At 71.6% G+C, this 23568-nt stretch carries 20 protein-coding genes; 2 read left to right on the top strand and 18 right to left on the bottom strand.

Annotated features, from left to right (window positions below; all coding sequences use genetic code 11):
* Position 1 precedes the first annotated feature (1 nt).
* From OZ948_02970 to OZ948_02960, 3 genes are read right to left on the bottom strand one after another with little or no spacing between them, the layout of a single operon-like run.
* Complete coding sequence (locus tag OZ948_02970; protein MEB2343681.1) at positions 2-643, bottom strand: PilN domain-containing protein; 642 nt, start codon at positions 641-643, stop codon at positions 2-4.
* On the bottom strand, positions 640-1713 hold the full coding sequence (gene pilM / locus OZ948_02965) for a type IV pilus assembly protein PilM (GenBank protein ID MEB2343680.1): 1074 nt from the start codon (positions 1711-1713) through the stop codon (positions 640-642). Before pilM ends, OZ948_02970 begins: the two co-directional genes overlap by 4 nt.
* 26 nt (positions 1714-1739) lie before the next feature.
* Entirely contained in the window at positions 1740-1961 is a 222-nt protein-coding gene (locus tag OZ948_02960) for a helix-turn-helix transcriptional regulator (GenBank protein ID MEB2343679.1), read from the bottom strand.
* 247 nt (positions 1962-2208) lie between these two features.
* Here OZ948_02960 and OZ948_02955 point away from each other — a divergent pair, with 247 nt between their 5' ends.
* Positions 2209-3570: a sigma-54 dependent transcriptional regulator gene (locus OZ948_02955; GenBank protein MEB2343678.1), complete on the top strand. Its 1362-nt coding sequence runs from the start codon at positions 2209-2211 to the stop codon at positions 3568-3570.
* A 72-nt stretch (positions 3571-3642) separates the two neighbouring features.
* Here the strand turns inward: OZ948_02955 and OZ948_02950 are convergent, their stop codons facing one another.
* From OZ948_02950 to OZ948_02880, 15 genes are all read right to left on the bottom strand, one after another.
* A complete protein-coding gene (locus tag OZ948_02950) occupies positions 3643-4665 on the bottom strand; it encodes an Ig-like domain-containing protein (GenBank protein ID MEB2343677.1) in 1023 nt (340 codons plus the stop codon).
* 28 nt (positions 4666-4693) lie between these two features.
* Entirely contained in the window at positions 4694-5029 is a 336-nt protein-coding gene (locus tag OZ948_02945) for a hypothetical protein (GenBank protein MEB2343676.1), read from the bottom strand.
* Positions 5030-5046: 17 nt separating this feature from the next.
* Positions 5047-8607 carry a PilC/PilY family type IV pilus protein gene (locus tag OZ948_02940; GenBank protein MEB2343675.1) on the bottom strand — a complete coding sequence of 1187 codons (3561 nt, stop codon included), beginning with the start codon at positions 8605-8607 and terminating at the stop codon, positions 5047-5049.
* 45 nt (positions 8608-8652) lie between these two features.
* Entirely contained in the window at positions 8653-9153 is a 501-nt protein-coding gene (locus OZ948_02935) for a hypothetical protein (GenBank protein ID MEB2343674.1), read from the bottom strand.
* On the bottom strand, positions 9150-10163 hold the full coding sequence (locus tag OZ948_02930; protein ID MEB2343673.1) for a PilW family protein: 1014 nt from the start codon (positions 10161-10163) through the stop codon (positions 9150-9152). Before OZ948_02930 ends, OZ948_02935 begins: the two co-directional genes overlap by 4 nt.
* Position 10164: 1 nt before the next feature.
* Positions 10165-10617: a prepilin-type N-terminal cleavage/methylation domain-containing protein gene (locus tag OZ948_02925; protein ID MEB2343672.1), complete on the bottom strand. Its 453-nt coding sequence runs from the start codon at positions 10615-10617 to the stop codon at positions 10165-10167.
* A complete protein-coding gene (locus OZ948_02920) occupies positions 10605-11366 on the bottom strand; it encodes a prepilin-type N-terminal cleavage/methylation domain-containing protein (GenBank protein MEB2343671.1) in 762 nt (253 codons plus the stop codon). The genes OZ948_02925 and OZ948_02920 overlap by 13 nt, the downstream gene beginning before the upstream one ends.
* A 13-nt stretch (positions 11367-11379) precedes the next feature.
* Positions 11380-12969: a HAMP domain-containing protein gene (locus OZ948_02915; GenBank protein ID MEB2343670.1), complete on the bottom strand. Its 1590-nt coding sequence runs from the start codon at positions 12967-12969 to the stop codon at positions 11380-11382.
* A gap of 19 nt (positions 12970-12988) precedes the next feature.
* Positions 12989-14377, bottom strand: a complete 1389-nt coding sequence (locus OZ948_02910; GenBank protein ID MEB2343669.1) for a sigma-54 dependent transcriptional regulator — start codon at positions 14375-14377, stop codon at positions 12989-12991.
* Complete coding sequence (locus OZ948_02905; GenBank protein ID MEB2343668.1) at positions 14374-16053, bottom strand: ATP-binding protein; 1680 nt, start codon at positions 16051-16053, stop codon at positions 14374-14376. The genes OZ948_02910 and OZ948_02905 overlap by 4 nt, the downstream gene beginning before the upstream one ends.
* Before the next feature lie 74 nt (positions 16054-16127).
* The gene (locus OZ948_02900) at positions 16128-17339 is read right to left on the bottom strand and encodes a type II secretion system F family protein (protein MEB2343667.1); all 1212 of its coding nucleotides are present in this window, start codon (positions 17337-17339) and stop codon (positions 16128-16130) included.
* Between the two features lie 50 nt (positions 17340-17389).
* The gene (locus OZ948_02895) at positions 17390-18490 is read right to left on the bottom strand and encodes a type IV pilus twitching motility protein PilT (protein MEB2343666.1); all 1101 of its coding nucleotides are present in this window, start codon (positions 18488-18490) and stop codon (positions 17390-17392) included.
* A gap of 15 nt (positions 18491-18505) precedes the next feature.
* Positions 18506-20206: a type IV-A pilus assembly ATPase PilB gene (pilB, locus tag OZ948_02890; protein MEB2343665.1), complete on the bottom strand. Its 1701-nt coding sequence runs from the start codon at positions 20204-20206 to the stop codon at positions 18506-18508.
* A gap of 174 nt (positions 20207-20380) precedes the next feature.
* A complete protein-coding gene (locus OZ948_02885; GenBank protein ID MEB2343664.1) occupies positions 20381-21460 on the bottom strand; it encodes a lysylphosphatidylglycerol synthase transmembrane domain-containing protein in 1080 nt (359 codons plus the stop codon).
* A 35-nt stretch (positions 21461-21495) separates the two neighbouring features.
* On the bottom strand, positions 21496-22461 hold the full coding sequence (locus tag OZ948_02880) for a bifunctional riboflavin kinase/FAD synthetase (protein MEB2343663.1): 966 nt from the start codon (positions 22459-22461) through the stop codon (positions 21496-21498).
* Positions 22462-22496: 35 nt separating this feature from the next.
* Between OZ948_02880 and OZ948_02875 the strand changes: the two genes are divergently transcribed.
* Complete coding sequence (locus tag OZ948_02875) at positions 22497-23567, top strand: LptF/LptG family permease (GenBank protein ID MEB2343662.1); 1071 nt, start codon at positions 22497-22499, stop codon at positions 23565-23567.
* Position 23568: the final 1 nt, after the last annotated feature.

Below are 23568 nucleotides of genomic sequence, written 5' to 3'. Positions count from 1 at the left end.
CCTACTGCGCCGCCGCGGCGGCGCCGCGGCCCGGGGGCTTCCTGGCCGGCTGGCCCTTGGCGGGCGCGGCCGCCGCCGGCGCCTGCTCGCCGTAGGGCTGGTCGGGCGACTCGAGCGCCGCACGGATCTGGAAGGTGTTGAGCTTGAGCGAGTCGACCAGCTTCAGCTCGGTCGACTCGAGCTCCACCCGCGCGAAGTACGGCGAGTCGTCGAGCGCCCGCAGGAAGAGCGCGACCAGCTCGTTGTCGAGGCTCATGCCGCCGAGCGCGATCTGGCCGTTGTCGGCGTTCAGGTCGTTCAGCCAGACCCGTTCGGGAATGTGCGAGGCCAGCTCGTCCATGATGTGGACCGGGCCGGAGCGCGAGCGCTCGAGGTTCTCGATCACCGCGAGCTTCTGCTCGATCTCGGCCTTCTTGGCCTTGAACTTGGCCACCTGCTCCTGCTGCGGCTTGAACTGCTCGAGCTGCTTCTCGAGCGCCGCCACGCGCCCGCGCGTCGCCGAGATGCGGCCCATCATCCAGACCTGGACGACACCGGCCAGGAGCACCGCGCCGACCAGGCTCGCGGCCAGCAGCATCATCTGCTGGCGCACGCCCGCCTTGCGGCGCGCTTCGCGAACGGGGAGAAGGTTGATGCGGATCACGACTCGTCCACCCTCCGCAGCGCCAGGCCGACACCCACCCCGAGCGACGGCCCGACCTGGGCCAGGAACTCGGGATCGAAGCGGTTCGACGGCATCATCTTGTGGAGCGGGTTCAGGATCTCGACCGAGAGCCCCGTCCGCTCGCGGAACACCGTGTCGATGCCAGGCACCCGCGCCGACCCGCCGGCCAGCACCAGGCGCTGGATCCGGGTGTCGGCAGCGGTCGCCGAGAAGAAGTCGAGCGAGCGCGCGATCTCGCCCACCAGGTTGTTGGTGACCGAGCGCATCGCCTGCTCGACCTCCTGGGGCACGACGTCCTGGCTCTCGCGCGCCGACGGCTCGCCGATCTTGATCCGCTCGGCCTCGTCGAAGCTGATCGAGAGCGCGCGCTGGATTTCGGCGGTGTACTGGTTGCCACCCGTGGAGACGTCACGGGTGAAGGCGGGCACCCCGCCCGACACCACGTTGATGTTGGTGACCTGGGCCCCGATGTTGATCACCGCGACCACGTCCTCCGGGCCCGGCTCGTAGTTGGCCTCGAAGGCGTTCTCCACGGCGAAGCCGGCCACGTCGATCACCGAGGGCGTGAGTCCGGCCTCGCCGATCAGGTTCACGTAGTCGTCGATCAGGTCGCGCTTGGCGGCGACCAGCAGCACCTCCATCGGCCGGTCGGCATCGCCGTGCTGGATCACCTCGAAGTCGAGGTTCACCTCGTTGACGTCGAAGGGGATGTACTGCTCGGCCTCCCAGCGGATGCTCTCCTCGAGCTCCTCCACCGTCATGGCCGGCACCGAGATCTTCTTGACGATCACCGAGTGGCCCGACACCGCCGCGGCCACGTGCTTGGCCTTGCTGCCCGACTTTCCGAGCGCCTCGCGGATCGCGTCGGCGATCGCGCCGGAGTTGAGGAAGGCCCCGTCGACGATCGCGTCGTGCGGGAGCGGCGCGATCCCGAGGTGCGCCAGCTCGAAGCCGTCCCCGCGCGGGACGACCTCGACGGCCTTCACGCAGGACGAGCCGATGTCGAGACCGACGATGGACTTCGAGCGAAGTCGCGGAACGATCTGCACGGACCCCTCTCCTCGCGCCCCAAGAGCTAGTGGGCGTGATCGCCTTCCGAGACGGCGGTGATCGAGAGCGGGGGGGCCCCTGCTCCTGCCTCGGCGCTGAAGATCTCGTCCTTGTCCGAGACCCGCTTGCCGAGAGCCAGGAGGATCTTTCGCTTGGTGTCGAGCCGGCACGGGCGCCCCGCCTCGACGCGATCGATCGTCAAGGTGGAGAGGCCCGCCTTTCGGGCCAGCTCCGCCTTGCTCATCATCAGTGCTTCGCGCGTACGCTGGACGTTGTTGCGCGGCACCCTCGGGTCCTCCCCTGCCACCCCGACCGAATCAGTCCCCCACGGTCGGAGCGGCACGCCGATGGGGACTATCGGTCCGGCCGAAACGACACTTGAGGCAGCCTTGCCGCCGGAACGCTCCCGGGCTGCCAGGCCAGGCCCCACCCCCGGGGCGACCCGGGACGGCGTCGATCTCAGCGTGGGCCGCGGGTCGGCCGAAGAGAGGCGGGTGTCACGGCGGGTTCTGATCGTGGACGACGACGAATCCCTCCGGGACAGCCTCGCCCTGGTGTTGGGTGCGGAGGGCTTCGAGGTCGCCGTCGCCGCCGACGGCGAGCGCGCCCTGTCCCAGCTCGACGAGGTGGCCCCCGACATCGTCCTGTGTGATCTGCGCATGCCCGGGATCGGCGGCCTCGAGCTGGTCCCCGAGCTGGTGCGCCGGCGATCCGATGCAACCGTGATCCTGATGTCGGCCTGGGCCAGCGACGAGACCGCGCTCGAGGCGATGCGCCGCGGTGCCTACGACTACCTCGCCAAGCCCTTCCAGCCCGGTGAGGCGCTGCTCGCGATCCGCAAGGCCGGGGAGCGCGAGCGCCTGCGGCGCGAGAGCCGCCTCCTGCGCCGGGAGGTCGAGCGCTCGCTCGGCGAGCGGCCGATCGTCGCCGCGTCGCCGGGCATGATCGAGGTGCTCGAGCTGATCGAGCGCGCCGCCGAGTTCAAGGCCACCGTTCTGCTGACGGGAGAGAGCGGCACCGGGAAGGAGGTGCTCGCACGCGCGCTGCACGCCCAGTCGCCGCGCCGCGACGAGGCCTTCGTCGCCGTGAACTGCGGCGCGATCCCCGAGCCGCTCCTCGAGTCGGAGCTCTTCGGCCACGCCAAGGGCGCCTTCACCGGCGCCGACCGGGCGCGGCGCGGCCTGTTCCAGGAGGCCGACGGCGGCTCGCTCTTCCTCGACGAGGTGGGCGAGCTGCCGCTCGCGCTCCAGGTGAAGCTCCTGCGCGTCCTGCAGGAGGAGGAGGTGCGGCCGCTCGGCGAGTCGAAGGCGCGACGCGTCGACGTGCGGGTGATCGCCGCCACCGCCCGCGACCTCGAGGCCGAGGTCGCCGCGGGCCGCTTTCGCGAGGACCTCTTCTACCGCCTCAACGTGCTCCGCGTCCACGTTCCGGCGCTGCGCGAGCGGCGCGAGGACGTGCCGCTGCTCGTCGACCACTTCCTCGAGCGCTTCCGCCGCGGGCTCGGCCGCCCCGTGCACGCGATCGCCGACGACGCGCTCGCGCGGCTCGTCGCCCACCCCTGGCCCGGGAACGTCCGCGAGCTCGAGAACGTGATCGAGCGCGCGGTGATCCTGGCGCGCGGGGACCGCGTGACGGCGCAGGAGCTCCCGACCAACGTCGTGCACCCCGATCCCGCGGCCGAGGCCGGCGTCGGCCAGGACCTCTCGCTGCGGCGGGCGCGGCGCGCCGCCGAGATCGAGGCGATCCGCGCGGCGCTGCGCGCGACGGCGGGCAACCGCACCCACGCCGCGCGCGTGCTCGAGATCAGCCACCGCGCCCTGCTCTACAAGCTCAAGGAGTACGGGATCCGCGGCTGAGAGAGGGTTACCGGCAGTCGGCATCCGCGAGCGCGCGAGCGCGGGCGGGCGGAGCGCATCGGAGCTCCGGGGCTACTCGATCGAGGCGACCGGCTCCTCGGCCTCGCCGCCGGCCGCGGTGGGCCGGGCCTTCGGCAGCTCGCGCACCACGACCTCGAAGCGTTGCCGGGCCTCGCCGCCGTGCCCGTCCTTCACGACGACCTCGAAGACGTGGGTTCCGGCGTCGTCCCGGGTTGCCGACCAGCGGAGCTCGCCGAGCAGGGGATCGACGCTCGCCCCCTCGGGCCCCTGCGCGAGCTCGTAGCGCAGGTTGCGGTCGCCGTCGGGATCGCTCGCCTGCAGGGCGTACTGGAAGCTTCCATCGGCGCTGACACCCCCCGGCGTCGACGTGATCGAGGGCGCGGAGTTGCCCAGCACGACCGGCGCGCTGTCGAGCGGCGCGGTCTCCGCCTCGCCGTCGCTTGCGGTCGTCCGTACCTGCACCTGGTCACCGCGCTCGAGCCCGGTCGTTGCGAAGCGCTCACCCTCGGCGCCCTCCACCGGGCTGCCGTTCACGCGCCAGCGGTAGCGGAAGTCGACGGCGTCGCCGTCCCCGTCGCGGGCGTCGGCCACCGCGACCAGCTCGGTGCCGATCTTGACCTTCTCGACCGGCTCGATGTGCGCACCGAGGAGCTCCGGGGGACGATTGCCCACCCGTGCGAAGGCGCTCATCGGCTCGCTGCCGGTGCGCCCGTCGTGCGCCGTGACCTCCACCTCGATCGCGACGCCCTTGCCCGCCTGCGCAGGCACCTGCAGGCTCGCACCACGTCCGGCGACGCGCCGGCCCCCGACCGTCCACGCGAACTGCAGCTCGACGGCATCGCCGTCCGGGTCGAGCGCCTCGACGCGCGCCACGACGTCGTCGCCGGCGTGGGGCGCGGCGGGATCGAGGGTTACGCGCGCGATCCGCGGGGCCCGGTTGTCGGTGGCCGCCGCCGCCGTCACCGGGGCCGAGAGCGAGCGGCCGCTCGGCGCCGGCACCTCGCCGCCGCATGCGGCCAGGAGCGCGGCGGACGCCGTGCAGGCGACCCAGCGCGTGATGGTGGCTCCCTTCATGACTCCCTCCCTGCGGCGCGCGGGCCGGCTACCTCGGCACCGCACCCGTGAGCCGCAGATGGCGCAGGCGCCGCGTCCCGTCGCGGGTCGGCTCGTCCGCCTCGAACCAGACGGCAGCCTCGTCGGCCGAGGCCCCACCGGCCAGGCTCGGAAGCTCGGCCAGCGTCAGGTCCCCGCCCTGCTCGTTCTCGAGCCGCGTCGTGTCGCTCACCGTGTAGCGATCCCCGTCCAGGACCACGGCACCCTCGGCCAGGTGCACCTCGCCGAGCACCGCGTTGCCCGAGACCTCTTCGGCGTCCACCGGCCACGCGTTGAGCGCGCTTGCCAGCGCCAGCCCGGCGATCGTCGTTGCGATCCGTCGCATCACGCCTCCCTTCCTCCTCACTGGGCCACCTCGCGCCAGTAGAGCTGGCCAGGCGCCCCGCCACCGCCCGGCGGGCCTTCCACGTTCTCGATCTCGCCATCCTGTTGCGTGACCACCACGCGGGTGCCGTCCGGGCTCACCGTGACGCGCGGATCGGTCGGCATGCCGGCGTCGAGCTCGAGGCGCCGCGACGCCGGGTCTCCGTAGTCCGGCAGACTCGGGTCGGTGCCGCCGCCGCCGGCTCCGGGACCGCCACCGGGGAGGCTCCCCGAGCCTTCGGAGTAGGTGGAGCTGTCGTAGTAGAAGCCCTCGCCGCAGTACACCTTGAAGACGTACAGGCTCGCATCACCACCGGCGCTGCACGGGTCGCTCGAGCCCGAGGCCGAGAAGGTGGAGGTGATCACCCAGTAGCCGAAGATGTCGGTGTCGGTGACGAACTTCTCGTCGTCGGCCACCCGGAAGAAGAACCCGCTCTCCGCCGAGAGGTTCGGACACGTTGCGTCGGTGCTCTGGTCGAGGAGATCCTCCTCGGTGAGCATCGGGATCGGCGTCGACCGCCGGTCCAGCGGGTCCTCGTCCTTCACGGAGTAGAAGCGGTTGTTCTCGGCGTCGGTAGTCCCGTCGTGCTGGCGGCTCAGCAGCGCGCGTTCGCCGGTGCCGAAGGCCAGCCAGAAGCGGTTCAGCGCGAAGGCTCCCGAGGGCGAGAAGAAGATGCTCTTGTAGTAGGTGGTCGCCCCGACCGTGACGCCCAGCGACGAGCTGGCGGTCGCCTGGGCGGCGAACCAGCGCCTGAACTTCGTGGTCGGCTGCGACACGTCGGCCGCGCTGTTCACGGCGTCGGCCAGGTGGTTGCCGCTGGCCTCCCATTTGATCACCCACTTCCAGACGTTGCCACCCAGGTCCCCGACGTAGATCACGTCGGCGAAGCCGTCGTGATCCGTGTCGAACACCGACGGCGTGGCCGCCATCGCGTAGAGCATCTCCTCGCGGCCGTCGGTCTCGGTCGGGACGAACTTCTTCTCGCCCAGCACCGCTCCGGTCTCGATGTCGAGGATGTAGATCCCCCGTCCAGCGGTCGCGTTCGGGTCGTAGTTGAGCGCGTCGTTCGGGTCGCTCGTCGGGTGATAGCCACCGCTCACGATCGCCACCCAGCGCTCGTAGGGCTGGCCGCCGATGTCGACCTGGACCTTCGTGATGATGGGCTGGCCCCAGGTCTCGCCGATCGCGTCGCGCTCGGCCGCGCTCGCGTTCTCGGCCGGGAACTCCCACAGGTAGGTCGGATACGCCGCCGCGCTCGGGTCGGTGACGTCGAGGGCGTAGTAGGCTCGACCGCCCTGGCGGAGGCCGCCGGCCACGACGGTGCGCCACTCGGAGCCGGACGGGTCCTTGGTGGTCTGCGTCGCGCTCGCGTAGAACCACACGTCCGCCGCCGAGGGCGAGCCGTCCACTCCGTAGTAGTCGCGCGCGCCGGTGTCGATCGGCAGGTACCGGGTGTTCGCCCGAACGGGCCAGGGCATGAAGCCGAAGAGCTCCTCGCCCGTGCCGCGGTCGTAGCCCGGCGGCGTCGCTGTGGGCTGCCAGGCGCCCGCGTGGAAGGCGTGCAGGAAGCCGTCGTTGGCGCCGGCGTAGACCACGTTGTCGCGCGTGGCGAAGGTCGCGGCGAAGTTCCGGTACGACCCCTCGTTGATGAACGAGCGCGGGCGCCCGACCACCAGCGGGTTCGAGTGGAAGATGTCGCCGAGCAGCCAGGGGCGCCGCACGCAGGAGATGGTCAGGATCCCCGTCCCCATCTCACAACCGCGCAGGTTCTGGACGATCGCGTCCTTCAGGTCGACGACGGAGCCGACGCCGCTCCCCGGGTACGACGGGATGTCCGCGAGGACCAGGTCGTCGCTGGGGTCCAGCGCCGAGCCAAGCGCGGTCATCGAGATCCCGGCCGGCGTGAACGGGATCCGCCCGAGCCCCGGGAAGGAGGTGTAGAGGGTACGGCTGTCGGGATCCGGGATCTCCTCGCCGGCGTCCCAGAACGGGACCGCGGCCGGTGCGACCTGCCCGCCCTTGCACTCGCCGGGCGGCGTGGGGTTGAGAAGCGCGCACGCGCCGTTGGCATCGAGGATGTCGCCCTCGGAGGTCATCTGGAACAGCTTCAGCTGGCCCTTCCAGAAGGCCTGGTCGGAAGGCTCGAAGAGGCTCGTGTAGATGTTGCCGCCGTCGGACGTCCGTGTCGCGGGAACCGTCGCGGCCGTGAAGGACTGGGACTTCCCGATGATGTCGGTGACCGCTCCGGTGATCGCCGCCGCGAGCTCCTCCGCGTTGTTGCTGGCGTAGAAGAGGCCGCCGCCCGCGGCGGCGGTTCGCGCCAGCAGGTCGTTCGCGTAGTCGGTGGTGCTGAAGCCCACCGTGTAGACGTCGATCGCCTGGTTGCCGTCGAGATCGGGGCGGAAGTCGTGGTCGTGCATCCACTTCGCAATGTCGTCGAGGTAGAGGGCGCACTCGTTGCCCCCGTTGCACGCCCAGCCGCCGATCTCGGTCTCCCCGTCGCCGTTGTAGTCTCCGATCAGGGACGTGAAGCTGCCGAAGCCGTAGTTCGTGTAGTCGCCCGTGTTCGCATTGGTGTCGAAGTCGTCCTTGGTGGGCTCACCGTCCGTGATCATGATCACGAAGTTCTTCTGGCAGGCGTACTGCACCGGGCTGATCGGGACCTCGGAGGTCGTGGAGGTGCCGCGCCCGCCGTTGCTGCTGGTGCTGGTGCGATAGCGGTAGCGCGGGAAGGTGCCGCTCGCGCCGTCGGGAAGCTCGCTGTCGACGCGGCTCATGAAGTAGGTGTAGGCCTGGAAGAGCGTCTCCCCGAGCGGCGTCCAGCTCACGCCCTCGAGCGCGTCGATGGCGACGTCCAGGTGTGCCCCGTGGGTGCGCGTGGCACCGTTCAGGGTGTAGGGCGCCGCGTCGTAGTCGTTGATCGGGATCCGCACGTAGCCGCCGTTCGGGTCGCCGCTGCCGCCCGGCAGCCGGAACTGGGCCAGGCCGAAGCGCACCTCGCCGGCCTGGTTGACGTTGCAGATCACCTCGCGAAGCACGTCCTTGCCGGCCGTCACGCGCGCGCGGCGGTACTTGGAATAGGTCGTGTAGCCCTGGGCCTGGAGGCACGCCGAGTAGGTGCCGTTGCTGGTCGAAGCGAGCTCGGCGAGGCGCGGGTCTCCGTTCGGCAGCGAGTGGATCCAGTTCAGGTACACGGGATCGAAGCGCATGGCGTTGCCCGCGGCGAAGACCTCGGGATCGGCGTAGTAGGAGCGCGTCGTGCCGCAGACGGTCCGGGTTCGCGCGTAGGAAGCGTCGAAGCTGGAGGGGCCCCACTGCTGTTCCGACGTGTAGTAGTTGCAGCTCGTCGGAGCCTCCGGGTCGAAGTCCGGGTGCCAGACGATCTGGTTCATCGAGCCGGAGTTGTCCATCACGAGCAGGACGTTGGGCGGCACGGCGACCGTGAAGAGGTCGGTGTCGTCCTGGGCCCGCGCCGGGGATACGGCGAGGCTCGCCAGCAGGGCGGCCACAGCGAGGAGTCCGAGCGATCGGCGTTCCATACCTGTCTCCCATCCCCTCCGGTTGGATCCATCCACGCACACGGCTCAGTAGCCGCTGTCGAGCTCGCGCGTGGCGACGACTTCGAGGCGCGAGGTCGTGCCGCCGGGCGCGGTGCCCTCGACGCGGATGCGCCAGAGCGTGTTGACGCGCGACGAGCCCCCGAGGCGCTGGTCGTGGCCTCCCCCGACGCTCGGGGCCCCCGCGTCCAGGTACTCGATGCCCGCTGCTGCGAGCGGATCGGCGTAGTAGCTGGGCTGGCCGTGCGGGAAGAGCGAACTGTCCCCCATCACCACGGGTGTGCTGCTGTCCGGGAAGGCAACCGTGGCATCCGTGCTCCACACGTCCCGCAGGCGGTTCTTGGCGTCGGCGACCCCCGCCTCGGCGGCATAGAAGGCGAGCCGCGAGCGGTTCTGGAAGCCGGCGACCTGCTGGTCTCGCTGCACCGTGTCGAGCGCCGCGAGGCCGACGATGCCGAGCAGCACCAGGAGCAGCACGGTCACGATCAGGGCGCTGCCGCTCTCGCGCCGAAGCCTTCGCTGGCTCATGTCGAGGTCCCCCGATATCCCACGTTGCGGAGCTTCACCGTGGAGCTGTGGACGCGGCGCCGGTAGCCGTCGCCGGGGCCCGACGCGACCCGGTTCTCGCGGGTCTGGTGTCGGCCCTCGTCGTTCGCGACGTCGTCCATCCGCGTGCGCGTCACCAGGTTGAGCCGGATCTCGCGCAGGTCGCGGTTGTCGTACCCGTTCGCTGCGTAGACGTCGCCGCCGGCTTCGCCCGGCATCTCGCCGTTGGCGGAGGCTACGCCGTCGATCACGCCGTCCCGGTTCATGTCGAAGAAGAAGGCGACCTGGAGGTCCTCGACGCCCGTCGCGATCAGCTCCCCGTTGCGGAGCAGCTGGGGCTCGTCGACCCCGAACGTGACCACTTCGTAGACGTGGGCGGGCACCAGGATCAGGCGGTCGCCGTCGCCCGCGTCGATCGCGTTCTCGAAGTCGACGTTGACCACGTTGCCGGCGATCGAGCTCACGACGCCGCAGGCGACGCCCCGGGCCGGATCGTCCACGTCCACCAGGATGACGCCGTGCTTCTCGACGAAGTCCGAGTCCCCGGTGCCGTCTCCGTCGCGGTCGTAGAAGCCGCTCGAGCCGATCCCGGTATCGTCTAGGATGATGTTGTCGACGGTGAGCCCGTCGGGGCCCGGGTTCTCGCCGTAGCCCGTGACCTCGGCGCCGAGCGCCGGGCGGGTCTGGCCGTCGGGATCGAGCGCGTCGGCGTCCGTGAACCAGACCTTGTCCGGGAGCGCCACGTTGTCCACCGCGCACACCGCCGCCGCCTCGGGGACCAGGAAGCCCGTCATGCGGGCGTCGCGCTCCAGAAGCCAGGCCACCGCACGCAGGCTCTGCTGCGCCTCGACGACCTGGTCGGTCACGGTGTAGGCCTTGTTCTGCACGACGAAGCTCTGCATCACGGCGGCTACCACGACCACCAGGATCCCGACCGCGATCATCAGCTCGACGAGCGAGAAGCCCGCCCGGCGGCGCAGCGTCCTGTCCATCTCAGCCCCCCGTCTGCGGATCGTTGTGGAGCATCGTCGAGAGCGTGACGGACCGGCCTGGCCGCTGCGGCTCGTCCCAGTTCACGCGCACGTCGACGGCCTTCAGGTTCGGGTCGACGTCGTCCACCCGGAACTGGATCGTGTAGGCCATCTCGGTCACGTCTCCGCCCGCCGTCTCCACCACGCCGACGTCGGCCGGCACGACTCCGTTCTGCCAGGCGCCGCCCGTGTCCGTGAGATCGGCATCCGAGAAGTCCATGCGCTGGAAGTCCTCGAGCTGCGAGTGCGCGATGGTCGCGGCGTCGGAGGCGTGGCGTCCCGACGAGCCTCCGCGCATCGCGTAGAGCTGCGCGGCCGCCACCGTGAGCAGGCCCGCAGCCAGCATGCTCAGCGCGATCATCACCTCGATCAGGGTGAAGCCCTCGCCTCCCCGCCTCCGCTTCAGTCGGTCCATTCCGCTGCCCCCGTCTCGAATGCGTGTACCCGGACCGCCCCTAGCGGCGAGAGCACGACGGCGTAGTCGCGCTCCCCGTTGGTGACGTACACCGCGCCGCCCCCCGAGCCCAGCGTGCCGAGGTTGCAGCCGGCGTCGAAGGTGAGCGGGATCCCGTCGCCACGGAACAGCACCCAGGTCACGCGGTTGCCCTGGTACTCGAAGCTCGAGCCGCTGGCCGGATCGGCACCGCCAGCCGGATCGCCGGGCGCGCGCACACCGGCGGATTGCGTCACGCCCCAGGAGACACCGGTCTCGGGAGGGATCGTGCGAACCGGATCGGCAGCGTCGATCTCGCAGTTCCAGGAGCCCGGCGGGCCGTCGTCGAGGACGAGGGCGGGCCATACGCCCCCGCGCGGCTCGGCCCCGGCCGACGAGGCGTTGAGCGAGGTGCCCGTCGGATCCGTCGCCGGCGGATCAGCGCCTCCGGCGGCGGACAGGAACACGATCTGCGCATCCCCGGTACGGATCGCCTCGGCACGCGCGAGCAGGAAGGCGTCGGCCATCGAGCGGGCCGCCGACTTCAGGCGCTGGTTCGCGAAGAAGCGCTGGAGAGCCGGCCCCGCCAGCGCCGCCATCACGCCGATGATCGCGACGACGACCATGATCTCGAGCAGGCTGAAGCCCGCCCGCCGCCGCGTCTGTCCGTACGCGCTCGCCCGCATCGTGGCGAAGCCGTGTCGCAAGCCCCGTGCCATCGGGTCGCTCATCGCCAAGCCTCCGTCACTGCTGGTCTTCTTCGTGGACTGCCCGGGGCGTGGGGGATGCCTCGCCCCGCACCTCCCTGCGGACCTCGCAGCTCGCTGCGGTGCGCTCGCCCGCGCCCGCCGCCGGGAGCCGCAGGGCGAAGGCGGTCCGCAGCCCCTCCGGCGGCGCGACCAGCTCGAGCGCGCCCCCCATCTCTTCGGCCAGCCGCAGGGAGTTCGAGAGGCCGAGACCGGTCCCCGCACCCGGGTCCTTGGTCGTGAAGAAGGGGTCGAAGATCCGCTCGCGGTCGCCCTCGGCGACGCCGCAGCCGCCGTCGGCGACCACGCACTCGACCCCGCCGGGAGAGCGGCGCGCCTGCGCGTGCTCCGGCGCCTCGCCGCCGCGCAGCGCCAGGGGCGCTGCCCGCACGAGGAGCAGGATGCGGCCTCCCCGCGCAGCTCCCACCGCATCCGCCGCATTGAGGAGCAGGTTCAGCAGGATCTGCGCGACGGCTGCCGGATCGCCGAGCGCCAGCGGAGGATCGCCGTCCACGGTGAGCTCCAGACGCAGCCCGGCGTAGCGCTGCTGCGCGGCGACCCGCGTGACGGCCTCCTGCGCGGCGGCCGCGAGGTCGAGCGGACGGGGCGGCGCCCGCATGGCGTCCGGCCGCGCGAAGTCGAGGAGCTGGCGCAGGATCCGCCGCACCCGCTCGCCTTCCCGGGTGGCTCGCGCGAGGTGCGCGGAGGCGGCGGCCGGCTCGCGCCCGGCCAGGTCCACGAAGGCCAGGAGCGCGCCCATCGGGTTGCCCACCTCGTGGGCGACGCCGGCGGCGAGCCGCCCCACCGCCGCGAGCCGCTCGGCGCGGTCGAGCCCGGCGCGCGCCTGCCGCAGCTCCGTGTTGGCGGCCCGCAGATCGGCCACCGCCTTCTCGAGGGCAGCCGTGCGCGCCGCCAGCGCCTCGCTCATCGCGTTGAAGGCAGCCGCCACCTCGGCGGCCTCGCGCGGCCCCTCCTCGGGGACGCGGGCCTCGAAGGCCCCGTCGGCGAGCCCGCGCGCCGCCTGCGCCAGCCGGCGCAGCGGCAGCACGACGCGGCGTCGCAGCACGGTGGCGCCGAAAGCCGTGAAGGCGGCGGCGTCGAGCAGGAGCAGGATCGCCGCCAGGGCGAGCGGCAGGCCGCGCAGGCGCAGCGAGGCCTCGGCCGGCAGCCGGGCCACCGCCACCGCGCTCTCGCCGACCGGTGCGGCGAAGCGGATCTCGTCCCAGACGGCGCCCGGCCGCAGCAGCGGCTCGCGGCGCGCCTGGACCTCCTCCGCGAGCGCGCGCGTCCGCGCGTCGAGCGCCCGGGACCCGCCCCAGGCCGCCACCACGCTCCCGTCGCGGCGCAGCTCCCACCAGCGGGTCCCGGCGATCAGCGCCCGCTCGGGGCCCGGCTGCGCATGAGCCTCCGCGAGCAGCGAGCGCCCGAGCAGCTCGCGCCAGCGCGTCTCGTGGCCGTGCAGGAGCGCGGCCGCGAGCAGGGTCGTCGCGGCCAGCATCACGAGGGCCAGGCTCAGGACGACCTCGGTCTGCAGCGCGAGCGGCCGTCCCCCGCCGCGCGCAGCGAGCCGCAGGCGAGCGAGGTCCATGGGAGCCCTCCCGCGGGACTCAGAGCGGGTCGGAGGGCTCGTCGAGGCCGAGCTTCTCGAGCCGGTAGCGGAAGGACCGGAACGAGATGCCGAGGAGCTGCGCGGCTCGCTTCTTGACGCCGCCCGCCCGGCGCAGCGCCTCGAGCAGCAGCCCGCGCTCGTAGTCGGCGACCAGGTTGTCGAGATCGACCGAGCCCTGCGGCAGCGGGGCCACCGCGCGCTCGGCGGGCCGCTCGAGCAGGGTCGGCGGCAGCGCCTCGGCGTCGATCCACTCGCTGCGCGAGAGCGCCACCGCGCGCTCGATCACGTTCTCGAGCTCGCGCACGTTGCCCGGATAGGCGTGCGCGCGCAGCCGCTGCATCGCGTCCTCGGAGACGCCGCGCACGGGCTTTCCGAGCTCGCGCCCGTACTTCTCGGCGAAGTGGTGCACGAGCAGCGGCAGGTCCTCCATCCGCTCGCGCAGCGGCGGGAGCTGGAGCTGGATCACGTTGAGCCGGTAGTAGAGGTCCTCGCGGAAACGGCTGGCGGCCACCTCCTCCTCCAGCCGGCGGTTGGTGGCGGCCAGGATGCGCACGTCCACGCGCCGGTCGGAGGTGCCGCCGACGCGCCGGATCGTCTTCTCCTGGATCGCACGCAGGAGCTTCACCTGGAGCGGCGGCGTGAGCTCGCCGACCTCGTCGAGGAAGAGCGTGCCCTGGTCGGCCAGCTCGAAGAGGCCCGACTTGTTGCCGACGGCGCCGGTGAAGGCGCCCTTCACGTGCCCGAAGAGCTCCGACTCGAGCAGGTTCTCGGGGATCGCCGCGCAGTTGAGGGCGACGAAGGGCTTCTCGGCGCGGTCGCTCTCGGTGTGGATCGCGCGCGCGACCAGCTCCTTGCCGGTGCCGCTCTCGCCGACGATCAGTACGTTGGTCTTGGTGGCGGCGACGCGTCCGATCATCTCGTAGAGCTGGTGCATGCGCGCGCTGTTGCCGACCAGCGGGCGCTGCTGGCGCTCGCTGCGCAGCTCGTGGCGCAGGCGTGCGTTCTCGGAGGCGAGCAGCTTCTTCTCGAGCGCCTTCTGCACGACGAGCTTGATCTCGTCCACCTTGAAGGGCTTGGTGATGTAGTCGTAGGCGCCTTCCTTCATCGCCGCGATCGCGGTCTCGGTGGTGGCGAAGGCGGTGATCATCAGCACCAGCGCGTCGGGCTGGGAGCCGCGGATCGTGCGCAGGAGGTCGAGGCCCGAGCGGTCGGGCATCTGGATGTCGGAGATCACGAGGTCGTAGTCGTCGGCGTCGAGAGCGACCAGGGCTGCGGTCACGTCGCCGGCGGTCGTGACGTCGTAGCCCTCCTTGCGGAGCAGGATCTCGAGGAACTCCTGCATGCTGCGCTCGTCGTCGACGACGAGGATGCGCGGAGTCGCCGTCACGCGGCGTCCGCCCGCGGCAGACGGATGCGGAAGGTCGTGCCGCGCCCGACGGCGCTCTCGACCGAGAGGTGGCCTCCGCTGGCCTCGACCACGCGGTGCACGGTGGCGAGGCCGAGGCCCGTCCCGTCCTTCTTGGTGGTGAAGAACGGGTCGAAGATGCGATCGAGCACGTCCTCGGGAATGCCCGTGCCGCTGTCCGCCACCTCGATCTCCACCCAGCGCGCCTCCTCGTCCGGGGGTTTTCGGCTGCCCGCTGCCGGCGCTTGAGGCGGCACCGGGGCCGCGGACACGCGCAGCGTCCCGCCCTCGGGCATCGCCTGCACCGCGTTCAGGAACAGGTTCCAGAGCACCTGGCGGAAGGGCCCCTCCTCGGCGAGCACGCGGAGCGCGGCCGGCACGGCGAGCTCGACCGACACGCCGCTGGGACGGACCGAGTCGAACATGTCCAGGACCTCGGCGGTCACCGCGGCCACCGGGACCGGGACGGCCTTGCCGGGCGCCGGCCGGGCGTACTGCAGGAAGTCGGTGATGAGCTGGTTCAGCCGGTCGGCCTCGCGCACCGCGATCCCGAGCAGGCGCCCGGTCTCGTCGTCGCGGGCAGTGCCGGCGAGCGCGCCTTCCAGGATCTGGATCGACCCCGAGATCGCCGCGAGCGGATTGCGGATCTCGTGGGCCAGGTGCGCCGAGAGCGCGCCGACCGCGGCGAGCCGCTCCTGGCGGCGCAGCTCGGCCTCCATCTCGACCACCTTGGTGACGTCCTGGAAGATCACGACGTGGCCGGCGGGCTCGCCCTCGGCCGAGCGCAGGACGGAGCCGGCGATCCCGAGGTGGATCTCGTCGCCGCCACCGCCGTGGAAGCGCAGGCGCAGCCGGGTGCGGTCGCCGCGGCCGGCGGCCGCGACCCCTTCCTGGAGCACCTCTGGAGCGCCGGGGATCACCTCGCCGAGCCGGAGGCCGAGCGCCGCGCCGGCCGGCCGCCCGGTGATGCGCTCGGCCTCGGGGTTGAAGGAGCTGATGCGCCCCTCGGAGTCGGTCGTGAGCAGACCGCTCGTCAGGCTCTCGACGGTGCGCTCGTGGAGGCGCTGGAGATGGCGCAGGGCGCGCGTGCGCTCGTCCAGCGCGTGCCCGGCGCGGTCGCGCTCGTGGGAGAGGGCGCTCGCCAGCAGCGCCACCAGGAGCAGCGCGCTCGCGTGGACACCGAGCAGCGCGAGCTGGACCGGGTCGCCACCTCCCGTGGCGGGCGCCAGCCAGCCGATCCGCGGCAGCAGAGCCACGGCCGCGTAGGCCACGACGGCGAGGGCGCTGGCCGCGTAGGCGCCGGGGCGGCCCAGCAGCAGCGCCGCGTAGACCGTGATCGGGACGTAGAGGAACGCGAAGATCGACTCGAGCCCGCCGGTGAAGTGCACCAGCGCCGTCGTCACGAGCACGTCGGTGGCCACCTGCGCCACGCCGAAGGCGCGGACGCGCCGCACCCGACCGAGCAGCAGCCCGCAGGCGAGGGTCGCGACGAAGGCCAGGACGACGGTCGCGTAGAGGCCGCGTGCGCCGGCCGCCGGCTGCTCGCCGGCAGACCCCGCCGCCATGCCGTGCGCGACGGCCAGGATCGCGACGCACAGCGCGAGCCGGCCCCCCATCAGGTGGCCGAGCCGTCGCCGCAGCGCCTCCCGAGTCCGCACGCTCGGGCTCGGATGGCCCTCCCCCGCCAACCTCGCTCCTGCCTGCCGGCGAGACCCGCCGGCCCCGCCGCCGCCTACTTGATCGCGTCCGCGATCTTGAAGATCGGCAGGTACATCGCGATCAGGATCGTGCCGATCGTGCCGCCCAGGAAGACCATCATGAGCGGCTCGAGGAGCGCGGTGAGGGCGGCGACGGCCGCGTCCACCTCGTCGTCGTAGAAGTCGGCGAGCTTCGAGAGCATGGCGTCCATCGCGCCGGTCTGCTCTCCGACCGCGATCATCTGCACCACCATCCCGGGAAAGATCCCGACCTGCTTCAGGGGTTCGGCGATCGTCTTGCCCTCGGAGATCGCGGTGCGGGTGCGCTGCAGGCCGGCCTCGATCACCTTGTTGCCGGCGGTCCGGGCGCAGATGTCGAGCGCGTCCAGGATCGGCACGCCCGACGAGAGCATGGTCGAGAAGGTCCGGCTGAAGCGGGCTACCGCAACCTTCTTGAGCAGCGGTCCGAAGACCGGGAGCTTCAGGTACAGCGCGTCGGTCTGGTAGCGGAAGCGCGGCACACGGGCCCGCGCCTGCACGTAGGCGACCACCAGGATCCCGATCCCGACCAGGAAGAACAGGATGTTCGCCTGCATCCAGTTGCTGAGGTTGATCACCATCTGGGTGGGCCCCGGCAGCTCGCCACCGAAGTCCTTGAACATCTTCTCGAAGACGGGGATCACCTTGACCAGCAACAGGACGAGCACGCCGATCGCCACGATCATGACGGTGGTCGGGTACACCATCGCCCCCTTCACCTTGCGGCGCAGGGCGTCGGCCTTCTCCAGGTACACGGCGAGCCGGTTCAGGATCGTGTCGAGCACGCCGCCGACCTCGCCGGCGGTCACCAGGTTCACGTAGAGCTCGTCGAAGATCTTCGGGTGCTTGCCGAGCGAGTCGGCGAAGGTCGCCCCCTGCTCGACGTCGGACTTCACGCGGCCCAGGGCCTCACGGAAGGTCTTGTTCGGCTGCTGGTCGGCCTGGATCTCCAGGCACTGCACCAGCGGCAGCCCGGCGTCGATCATCGTCGCGAACTGGCGCGTGAAGACCACCAGGTCGCGGATCTTGACCCGCGGTTTGAGGAGGCTGACGCTGCCCAGGCCGCCCGACGCCTTCGGGCGGACCGAGACCGGGACGATCATCTGGCCCCGCAGCTGCATCATCGCGGCGGCCTCGCTGCTCGCCTCGATCACTCCCTTCTTGAGCGTCCCCTGACGGGTGCGCCCCTCCCAGGCGAAGACCGGCATGCCAACCCCCCTCGTTCGCTACGAGTTCGAATCGTTCGCGGCGCGCCTGTTCAGGCGCCCGCCATCCGGCGCTGGACGACCGTCCCGCCCCCGCCCTGGATCAGGCTCTTCAGCTCTTCCACGTCGTGGCTGCGCGCGAGCGCGTCGTCCATGCTGATCATCCGGCGCTGGTAGAGCGAGGCCAGCGACTGGTTCATCGTCTGCATCCCGTACTTCTCCTGCCCGATCTGCATCTGCGAGTAGATCTGGTGGATCTTGTCCTCGCGGATCAGGTTGCGGATCGCGGGGTTCGGGATCATCAGCTCGATCGCGAGCGCGCGCCCCGGCCCGTTGGCCCGCGGCAGCAGCGACTGGCACAGCACGCCCTCGAGCACGAAGGAGAGCTGCGCCCGCACCTGCGACTGCTGGTAGGGCGGGAAGACGTCGACGATCCGGTTGATGGTCTGCACGCACGAGTTCGTGTGCAGCGTGGCGAAGGCCAGGTGGCCGGTCTCGGCCACGGTCAGCGCCGCCTCGATCGTCTCGAGGTCGCGCATCTCGCCGATCAGCACCACGTCCGGGTCCTGGCGCAGGATGTACTTGAGCGCGGTCGTGAAGCCCTTGGTGTCGGCGCCCACTTCGCGCTGGTTGACCACGCAGCTCTTGTGCGGGTGCAGGTACTCGATCGGGTCCTCGACCGTCACGATGTGGTCGTGGCGCTCGCTGTTGATGCGGTCGATGATGCTGGCCAGCGTGGTCGACTTGCCCGAGCCGGTCGGCCCCGTGACCAGCACCAGCCCGCGCGGCTTCTTCGTGATGTCGACGATTGCCTTCGGGAGCCCGAGCTCCTCGATGCTGATCACCTTGTAGGGGATCGCGCGGAAGGCGCCGGCCACCGCGCCGCGCTGCATGAAGATGTTGGCGCGGAAGCGCGAGAGCCCGCGTACGCCGAAGGACAGGTCGAGCTCGCTGTTCTCCTCGAACTTGTGCTTCTGCGCGTCGGTCAGGATCGAGTAGCAGATCTGCTTGGTCTCGGCGGGCGAGAGCGGCGGCATCTTGAGCGGCTGCAGCTTGCCGTCCACGCGCAGCTGCGGGGGGCTGTTGGTGGTGATGTGGAGGTCGCTCGCCCCCTTCTCGATCATCGCCTTGAGAAGCTGATGCAGGTTGGCCATCGGCCGCCCTCCCCCCTAGTTGTCGGACGCCGACACGCGGAGAACCTCGCTGAGCGTGGTGGTCCCCTCGAGCAGCTTGTTGAGCGCGGAGCGGCGCAGCGTCGTCATGCCGCCGCGGATCGCCTCGCGTTTGAGCTCCATGGCCGAGGCGCCGTTGAGCACGAACTCCTTCAGCGGCTCGGTGAGCTCCATCACCTCGTAGAGCGCGACCCGGCCCTTGTAGCCGGTGTCGGAGCAGGTCCGGCAGCCGCGGCCCTTGTAGACCACGGCCTTGGCCGCCTCCTCCTCGCTGCAGCCGGCGTCGAGCAGCGCCTGCTTGACGGTCTCGACGTCCTTGTCCTTGCACTCCTCGCAGATCCGGCGCGCGAGGCGCTGGGCCAGGATGCAGTTCACCGACGACGCGACCAGGAACGGCTCGATGCCCATGTTGAGGAGCCGGTTCACCGTCGAGGGGGCGTCGTTGGTGTGCAGGGTCGAGAGCACGAGGTGGCCGGTGAGGGCCGCCTTGATCGCGATCTCGGCGGTCTCGAAGTCGCGGATCTCGCCGACCATGATGATGTCGGGGTCCTGGCGCAGGAAGGAGCGCAGCGAGGCGGCGAAGTTGAGGCCGATGTCCTCGTGCATCTGCACCTGGTTGATGCCCGCCAGGTTGAATTCGACGGGATCCTCCGCGGTGGAGATGTTCTCGCTGATCTTGTTCAGCTCCGAGAGCGCGGAGTAGAGCGTGGTGGTCTTCCCCGACCCGGTGGGGCCGGTGACGAGCACCATCCCGTAGGGCCGGTGGATGCAGTCCTGGAACACCGAGAGCTGCTGGGCCTCGAAGCCGAGCTTGGTCATGTCGAGCTGGAGGTTCCCCTTGTCGAGGAGCCGCAGCACCACCTTCTCGCCGAACAGGGTGGGCAGCACCGAGACGCGGAAGTCCATCTCCTTGCCGCGCCCCATCTTCAGCTTGATGCGCCCGTCCTGGGGGAGCCGGCGCTCGGCGATGTCGAGCTCCGACATGATCTTGAGCCGCGAGGTGATCGCGTTGCGCAGCTTGAGCGGCGGCTTCATCACCTCGTAGAGCACGCCGTCGATCCGGTAGCGGACCCGGAACTCCTTCTCGTAGGGCTCGATGTGGATGTCCGAGGCCACGCGCTTGACCGCGTCGGTGAGGATCAGGTTCACGAGCTTGACGACCGGGGCGTCCTCGGATTCGCGGGCCAGCTCGCTGACGTCGACGTCGTCGTCGTCCTGGACCAGCTCGAGGTCCTCGACGTCGAGGTCGCCCATCACGTCGGCGAAGCTCGAGGACTGGTCGTAGTAGCGGTCGATGCAGGCCTTGATCTGCTCTTCGGAGGCGACCACGACCTCGACGTTGTACCCGGTCAGGAACTTGATGTCGTCGATCGCGAAGATGTTGGAGGGGTCGGCGGTGGCGAGGATCAGGGTGGCGCCGGCGCGGTTCACCGGGATCACGGTGTGCTTGAGCGCCACTTCCTCGGGGACCAGCCGGATCACGTCGGGATCGACCTCGAAGTCGCCGAGGTCGATGGTGGGCAGCCCATACTGCTTGGCGACGAAGTCGGTGAGCTCCGACTCCTGCAGGAAGCCCAGCTTCGTGATCTGGTGGCCGAGCCGCTCGCCCTTCGAGCGCGCCTCTTGGCGCGCCTTCTGGAGCTGGTCCGCCGTGATCACGTTCTTCTGGACGAGCAGCTCGCCGATCCGCTCGTTCACCGCCCTCTCCCGCTCCGCCGCGCGAATGCGTCGCCGCCGGCCGACCCTGCGCAGAACCCGTGCGGATACGCCCGCTTGCGCAGGATCCCTGCGGACCCGTGAAAGCTCTGGAATCCCGGACGGTTATCGGCGGCCGGCAGCGGGACCTTTACGGGGACGGGCGGAGGCGGCGGGTCAGGGCCCGGCGGGGGGCGGCGGGGACGGCTCCGGATCGGCCGCCCCGGCGAGATCCTCGAGGCGGGTGGCGCGGCTGCGGAGCACCAGCAGGCCGAGCGCGCTGGTCACGAGCCAGAACACCGCGTGCGAGAGCGTGCCGAGCGCCAGCGCCTGGGCCTCGCCGACGCCGAAGCGGGCCAGCGCCTCACGGGCCGCCAGGTGGTAGGGGCCGAAGAAGCCGGGCGCCGACGGCAGGGCGATCGCGATGCCCACCGCCGCCAGCACCACGTAGGACGCGGCCAGCGTCCGGGCCGGTGAGCCCAGATCGATGCCGAGCGCCGCGAAGCCGGCGAGGAACGGCACGACCCCGAGCACCCCCCAGAGGAGCAGCGAGTGGAACGCCACCCACCAGAGGTGACGGCCGCCCTGGATCGATCCGAGCCCGTCGGCCATGCGGCGCACCAGATCCTCGAGCGAGGCGCCGACGCGCTCGGGCAGGAGCCGGCGCGCGAGGAGGCGGGTCAGCGCCGCCGCACGCTCGGGCGCGAAGCGCATCCCCACGACCGCACCGAGCGGGAGGAGCGCCCCGGCCAGGAGCGGCAGCCCGACCACGAGCGCGTCGCCCGAGCGGGTGCCGCGGACGCCGAAGATCACGAGTGCCATCGCCAGCACCGCAATCGCGTCGAGCAGGCGCTCGAGCACGATCGTGCCTACGATCGGCGCCACGTCGAGGCGCTGGTCGCGGGCCAGTGCCCAGGCTCGCACCAGCTCGCCCATCCGGAGCGGGAACACGTTGTTCGCGAGCGAGCCGACCGCGGTGGCGCGGAACAGCGACGCCGTCGGAATCGGCGCGATCGCGTCCGTGAGGTAGCGCCAGCGCACCGCGCGTACCCAGATCGCGACCGCGTAGGCGGGGATCGAGACGGCAAGGAGCAGCGGCAGGTTGGCGCTGGCCAGATCGCGCGCCAGCACCTTCGGGTCGATGCCGCGAAGCGCGAGCCAGAGCGTCAGGGCGGTGATCGCGATGCCGAGCCAGACCCGGGGATCACGCCAGCGCCGCCAGCGAGAGCGCCGTGACACGGTACCGGGCGACGTCATCCGGACGCCTCCGCGCGAGCCGGGCCGGGCACGCGCTACGTCCCCGCCAGCCGGCGGCGCGCCTCCGCGACGTCGCGGCCGATCTGCTCGCGGAGCGCCTCGGGGCCCGGGAAGCGGCGCTCCTCGCGCAGCCGCGTCTCGAAGCCGACCTCGATGCGGCGGCCGTAGAGGTCGCCCGCGAAGTCGAGCAGGTGCGCCTCCGCGAGCGGTGCGGCGTCGGGCGCGAAGGTCGGGCGCCGGCCCACGTTGACGACGGCCGGGAAGCGGGCGCCCGCGGCCGGCCCGGGCGCGCCGGCGGCGGGCTCGTCGAGCAGCCGCACGTGGCCCGCGTAGACCCCGTGCCCCGGCAGCAGCTCGCTCTCCGGCGCCAGGTTCGCCGTCGGGAAGCCGAGCGTGCGGCCGCGCTGGTCGCCACGCACCACCCGGCCGCGGATCGCATGGGGGCGTCCGAGCAGCAGCGCCGCCTCCTCGACCTCGCCGGCGCCGAGCCGCTCGCGGATCCGCGTCGAGCTCACGTCCCGGCTCCCGATCGTGACCTCGGGGATGATCGTCACCGCGAAGCCGAGCCGCGGGCCGAGCTCGGTCAAGGTCCGCATCGAGCCCTCGCGATCGTGGCCGAAGTGGAAGTCGTAGCCGACGTACACCTCGCGCGGCGCGATGCGCGCGTGGATGCACTCGCGCACGAAGCGCTCGGGCGGCGTGCGCGCGAAGGCCGGCGTGAAGGGCTCCAGCACCACCAGGTCGATCCGGGCTGCCGCCAGCAGCTCGAGCTTCTGCTCGGTCGTGGTGAGCAGGTCCGGCGCGCGCTGGCCGGCGAGCACCTTGCGGGGGTGCGGATCGAAGGTGTAGACGACCGCCTCGCCATCGAGCGCGCGCGCACGGTCGATGACGGTGCGCAGGATCGTGCGGTGCCCGATGTGAACCCCATCGAAGTTCCCGATCGTCAGCACCGCCTGGTGCGGCGGGCGTTCGAGCGCTTCGCTGCCGCGGACCACCCTCACCAGCCCGGCTCCGCCCGGTTAGACTCCGGCGCGCCATGGGCGTGCTTCCGCGCTACTTCCTGGCGCGCTTCACCGTCGCCTTCGCCGCCGTGCTGGTGGTGCTCGTGCTGGCGGTGGGCGTGGTCGAGCTGCTCGGCGACTTCGACGACGTCGTGGGGTCCACGGAGGGCTTCACCGGCGCCCTGCTCTTCGTCGTGCTCCGCATTCCTTCGCAATGGCTGCCGCTCCTCGTCCCGGTGGCCGCCTTCGCCGCCGCCTTCGTCGCCCTCGGGACCGCCGCCCGCTCGCTCGAGTTCGTCGCGATCAAGGCCGGGGGCGTCTCGCCGCTCCGCGTGCTGGTGCCGGTCGCCCTGGCCGGCGTGGTGGTCTCCGGGCTCGGACTCGCGGCGAACGAGACGGTGGGCGTTCGCGCCCACGAGGCGTGGCGGCGCCACGTGGGCGGCGAGGACCAGGTCGAGTTCCGCCGTGGCTCGTTCTGGTATCACAAGGGGCGCTACGTCTACAACGTGCGCGACGCCGACCCCGGGGCCCGCCAGCTCCACGAGGTGGCGATCTTCGAGCTCGACGGCCAGGGCCAGCTGGTCCGCAGCATCCAGGCGGTCCGCGCCCGGATCGACGAGGACGGGCGCTGGCAGCTCGAGGGTGCGGTGATCCGCCGCTTCGTCCCCGGCGCGCCGGAGGCGCCGGTCTCCTTCGAGCGGGTGGCGCACCTCGAGCTCGTCCTCACGGGGGAGCGGGCGCTGCTCGCGGCCGGCGTGCAGGGGCTCTCGATCGCCGACCTGCGCGAGTACCGCGAGGGCCGCGCGCCGGGCGATCCCGAGGCGGTCCGCGCCCAGGCCCTGCTCCACGACCGCCTCACCGAGCCGCTCTCGGCCTTCGTGTTCGTGCTGCTCGCGATTCCCCTCGGCCTGCGGGTGGAGCGCACCCGCAGCCTCGCGGTGCCAGCGCTCGAGGGTGTCGGCGCGCTGTTCGGGTTCTGGATGCTCCGCGAGTACGGGCTCACCCTGGCCACGCAGGGTGTGCTCGACCCGGTCGCCACGCCCTGGCTGACCCTGGCCGCCTTCGCTGCGGCGAGTGTCTGGCTCCTGGCCCGCTCGCCCCGCTGAC

This window comes from Deltaproteobacteria bacterium (genome assembly GCA_035063765.1).
In the GTDB taxonomy this organism is placed as follows: domain Bacteria; phylum Myxococcota_A; class UBA9160; order UBA9160; family PR03; genus CAADGG01.
This window is presented reverse-complemented; position numbering and strand designations above follow the sequence as displayed.

What these genes read in the sequence shown, in the direction of transcription:
- OZ948_02960 (MEB2343679.1), bottom strand. Translation starts at nt 1,961, where the DNA reads ATGATGAGCAAGGCGGAGCTGGCCCGAAAGGCGGGCCTCTCCACCTTG.
- OZ948_02950 (MEB2343677.1), bottom strand. Translation starts at nt 4,665, where the DNA reads ATGAAGGGAGCCACCATCACGCGCTGGGTCGCCTGCACGGCGTCCGCC.
- OZ948_02945 (MEB2343676.1), bottom strand. Translation starts at nt 5,029, where the DNA reads ATGCGACGGATCGCAACGACGATCGCCGGGCTGGCGCTGGCAAGCGCG.
- OZ948_02940 (MEB2343675.1), bottom strand. Translation starts at nt 8,607, where the DNA reads ATGGAACGCCGATCGCTCGGACTCCTCGCTGTGGCCGCCCTGCTGGCG.
- OZ948_02935 (MEB2343674.1), bottom strand. Translation starts at nt 9,153, where the DNA reads ATGAGCCAGCGAAGGCTTCGGCGCGAGAGCGGCAGCGCCCTGATCGTG.
- OZ948_02930 (MEB2343673.1), bottom strand. Translation starts at nt 10,163, where the DNA reads ATGGACAGGACGCTGCGCCGCCGGGCGGGCTTCTCGCTCGTCGAGCTG.
- OZ948_02925 (MEB2343672.1), bottom strand. Translation starts at nt 10,617, where the DNA reads ATGGACCGACTGAAGCGGAGGCGGGGAGGCGAGGGCTTCACCCTGATC.
- OZ948_02920 (MEB2343671.1), bottom strand. Translation starts at nt 11,366, where the DNA reads ATGAGCGACCCGATGGCACGGGGCTTGCGACACGGCTTCGCCACGATG.
- OZ948_02915 (MEB2343670.1), bottom strand. Translation starts at nt 12,969, where the DNA reads ATGGACCTCGCTCGCCTGCGGCTCGCTGCGCGCGGCGGGGGACGGCCG.
- OZ948_02900 (MEB2343667.1), bottom strand. Translation starts at nt 17,339, where the DNA reads ATGCCGGTCTTCGCCTGGGAGGGGCGCACCCGTCAGGGGACGCTCAAG.
- OZ948_02895 (MEB2343666.1), bottom strand. Translation starts at nt 18,490, where the DNA reads ATGGCCAACCTGCATCAGCTTCTCAAGGCGATGATCGAGAAGGGGGCG.
- OZ948_02885 (MEB2343664.1), bottom strand. Translation starts at nt 21,460, where the DNA reads ATGACGTCGCCCGGTACCGTGTCACGGCGCTCTCGCTGGCGGCGCTGG.
- OZ948_02875 (MEB2343662.1), top strand. Translation starts at nt 22,497, where the DNA reads ATGGGCGTGCTTCCGCGCTACTTCCTGGCGCGCTTCACCGTCGCCTTC.